Annotated in this window: 5 protein-coding genes and 1 pseudogene; 3 read left to right on the forward strand and 3 right to left on the reverse strand. The window is 61.4% G+C overall.

Features of this window, described 5'->3' with window-relative positions; genetic code table 11:
- Together AC1DT2_RS18975 and AC1DT2_RS18980 are read left to right on the forward strand one after the other, a co-directional pair.
- Positions 1-222: pseudogene (locus AC1DT2_RS18975) on the forward strand (TolC family protein); the annotation flags it as partial.
- 38 nt (positions 223-260) lie between these two features.
- The gene (locus AC1DT2_RS18980; RefSeq protein ID WP_477298021.1) at positions 261-857 is read left to right on the forward strand and encodes a TetR/AcrR family transcriptional regulator; all 597 of its coding nucleotides are present in this window, start codon (positions 261-263) and stop codon (positions 855-857) included.
- A gap of 501 nt (positions 858-1,358) precedes the next feature.
- Here the strand turns inward: AC1DT2_RS18980 and AC1DT2_RS18985 are convergent.
- On the reverse strand, positions 1,359-1,490 hold the full coding sequence (locus AC1DT2_RS18985) for a LysR family transcriptional regulator (RefSeq protein WP_477298022.1): 132 nt from the start codon (positions 1,488-1,490) through the stop codon (positions 1,359-1,361).
- Positions 1,491-1,555: 65 nt separating this feature from the next.
- Positions 1,556-2,506: a PP2C family serine/threonine-protein phosphatase gene (locus AC1DT2_RS18990; RefSeq protein WP_477298023.1), complete on the reverse strand. Its 951-nt coding sequence runs from the start codon at positions 2,504-2,506 to the stop codon at positions 1,556-1,558.
- Between the two features lie 286 nt (positions 2,507-2,792).
- On the opposite strand from AC1DT2_RS18990, the gene AC1DT2_RS18995 reads away from it, so the two are divergent.
- Positions 2,793-3,026, forward strand: a complete 234-nt coding sequence (locus AC1DT2_RS18995; protein WP_477298025.1) for a hypothetical protein — start codon at positions 2,793-2,795, stop codon at positions 3,024-3,026.
- Positions 3,027-3,029: 3 nt separating this feature from the next.
- On the opposite strand, the gene AC1DT2_RS19000 is transcribed toward AC1DT2_RS18995, so the two are convergent.
- Positions 3,030-3,224 (reverse strand): hypothetical protein (locus tag AC1DT2_RS19000; protein WP_477298027.1); only part of this gene is annotated, 195 nt, incomplete at its 5' end.

Raw genomic sequence — 3,224 nt, forward strand, 5'->3', positions numbered from 1 at the left:
TCCCACGTTAAGGCCCGTGACGCTGCGCAGGATGCATACACCGGCGGCGCAGTGAGCCTGATTGAGGTCCTCGACGAAGACCGTCAGTTGCTTGCAGCTCGCGACTTGCTGGCTCAGGTCCACACCGAAGACGCACGCTCTGCTGTGGCGGCCTTCCGCGCCCTCGGTGGCGGTTGGAATGCGCCCGTTGTCGATGACACGCGACGAGTTGCGGCACGCTAAACAGTGCGTCGCCTTTGGGCGGCGCTGGAGACAAAGTCATGCGTTATGAAAAAGATCGAAAGGAACAGACCCGCAGGAAAATCTTGCAGACGGCCGCGCAGCGTTTTCGTGAGCAGGGCTTCAGCGCGTCGGGACTAAAGTCCCTACTCGCCGATGCAGGACTCACTAATGGCGCGTTTTACAACCATTTTGAGTCCAAAGATGACCTCGCCAAGGAGGCGATAACGGTTTCGCTAGCCAGCCGCACCGCGCTGTTACAAGCCGCTATCGACAGCGGCGGCGGGGTCGAAGCCGTCATCCGCAACTACTTCACTTTGGGTCACCGGGACAATCCGGGTGCAGGCTGCCCATCATCCGCGCTCGCCTCCGACGTGGCACGCCAATCCGAGGTCGTTCGCAAGGCGTTTGCCGAAGGTGTCGACACGTTCTTGCGGCTGATGGCCAGCCAGTGGCCAGAGCTGTCCAGAACGGAGAGCCGCCAGCGCGCAATGTCCATCTACAGCCTGATGGTTGGCGGCATGCAACTGGCGCGTGCCAATCCGGACGAAACTGAATCCTCGCGCATTCTTGAAAACAGCCTTCAGATGGCGTTGCTGGTTGCGCGTGGCGGTCTCGGTGGCCCGTCGCATCCGTAGCGGTTTCAGGAAAACGTCATGAGGGCTGCAAGCGAGAACGGAGTAGGGCGTAGCGTGCAGAGACCCCTACCGCCAAAGGCTTCGCTTTGAATAACTCCGCCTCCCAGCGCCCGCTATGCTGATCACCCGCAGCCTTGCGATCGGGCGAAGTCCTGTCGCGCCCGACCCGATGGTAAAAAAAGACCACGATGCCCAAGGAACTTGCCGAGGCGACGTGCCTTCATCTCACTGGCAAAATCAGCCGGTGATTTCCCGATGGACGAATTGGGCCGTGTCTTTGGCTCGCCGACAGATCGGTCGACGAGGCGCGCACGTTGCTCGAATCGCTGCCCCTCGACGGGATGGGGTTGATGACGCCGGACTTCTTTCCGCTGTGGCCGCTCGAGCTTACTATTCCTGCTCGACAAGCCGCAGGCGTGAACCGCCCGCATCCGCAACAGAAAACGTTGCCGAGCGTCCGTTGGGCGGAGGCTGTGGGTCGATCGGCCACAAGTCCAACGTTCAATCGGAATTCGAGTTGCGCGGTCCCTTGGAGACAGCAGGCTGACCGACATTGAGCACACGCGCTGCCGCAGAAAAGGAACGCGTTTCCACCACCCTGACGAAGGTCAGCATTGACTGGTGACGACCCATGGGTCTGCCTTTTACATTGTCACGCCACGGCGCGCATGTGGCGATGTAGGATCAGGCACAACGGGTCAGTGGAAAGCGCTCAGATCCACTACCAGGATGGTTCCATCGTCCGTGTCACGGCAGAAATCCCTATGAAGGAGCGCTGCGATGAGTGTCGGGTGCCGGTACTGGAGTCCGGGATAGCCCTGGAGTCGCCATCGGTCTCGCACACCATCGCTGTGCAGCACCAGCAGATGCCCGCCGGCTTGGTAGGTAAGCACGCGAAGCGGTGGCTGACGCACCCCCAGGAGTCCAGGGTGCGAAGCCAGGCCCCGCACGGTGCCATCGGGTGAAATCAGGCGTCCGCTTATATCGCCCACTCCGATGAAGCTGAGTTGGTCGTCGAGGGCGTTGAATGTCCCCATGGCGCCCACACCGCCGCAGGTCCATGCCATGGCGGCGTGGACGGCCTGCGCCTTGGCAGCGATCGGTCGCTCTGGATCAGTCAAGAATGCCTCGACCCCGGTGGTCGAGGCGATGGAAGCGATCGGTCCATGACCGAGTCCGTCAAGGACCAGTGCGGTGACAGTGGAGGGGCCTACGACCAGAGCCCACGCGTCGCCGCAAAATTGCCCGTCCCGAAAGACATGCTGCGCCACGCCGAACATCGCATCGACGGCGGGTCCTGAAGGACCTACGCGCACCATCGCTACCGTGCCTTGCGGGCCATTCCACTGATCACTGCGGGCCGAGGATGGTAGGGAAGGCGGAGGACTCAGGTCGACGGTCTCAGGATGGGAAGCGACCACTTCCACACCCCGCCCTTCGCCGCTGAGCACGCGCAGATGGAGGCGTCCGCCCGGGGTTGCCGCGAAGCGCGCTGACCAGAGCCGAACAACGGCCGTTACCGCTTCGGCATCATCGTCATCAAGGCCGTTGGACCTGGCCAGGCGCGCGGCCTCGTAGACGGCCTGTGATGCCTCATGCGGATGCGAGACCGTGAGGTCGAGGGCAGTTGAGCCGGTGAAGCAGTCCATGTTCGCGCCTCCTTGCCATGGTGGGCCCGACATGGGGCGGGCCGCGGACAGGAACGAGGGGGAGAATGTCGGACGCCATGTGAAAGGACCGCCACGGCGAGCGGCATCGGTCACGGAAGACATGGTCCCTAGAATGCCCCGGACCTGACGTCTCCGGGTAGATCGAAATGGGAGGTATAAGTCAGGCCTTCGGTGAGGCGTTTCGAATAGGTAATTGTTTGGATGGCGATCTGGGCGACTGAGGCATCGTGAGGGGTGCGCCGGACACATCGGAGATGGGCCCCATATGAAAGACGACAAATCGGGTGTCATGACCCTGGCGATGATGGTGCGACACGCGAATGTCACAGGCGACGCAGCGCTCCTCTGCGACTTTGACGAGGCCCGTTTCCCCACGCGGCTATTGGTTTCCGGGACATCTGCGCTGGGTATGCAAAAGCTTGCTGCGGCTGCCACGATTCTGTCAATGCAGCTCGGTCCCGTTGCCTTGCCTGCACGGAACGTTGATTCCATCAGCTGAACTCTAGTAACCGAATTCTTCTAACCACGCATTTACTGAGCTCGGAAACCGGTCGAGCTGTTGCTGCGAATAAACCTGGCACGTCGTACAACTCGCCCACGTGATCGTACTGGCTGGAATATTTTCCACCGCGACGATACCCAGGCCGGAAATTCGACTCATCGATGGGAGGAGCGCACGGTGAAGCATGGTCAGTCC

Source organism: Luteibacter sp. P4_E6 (assembly GCF_056401535.1).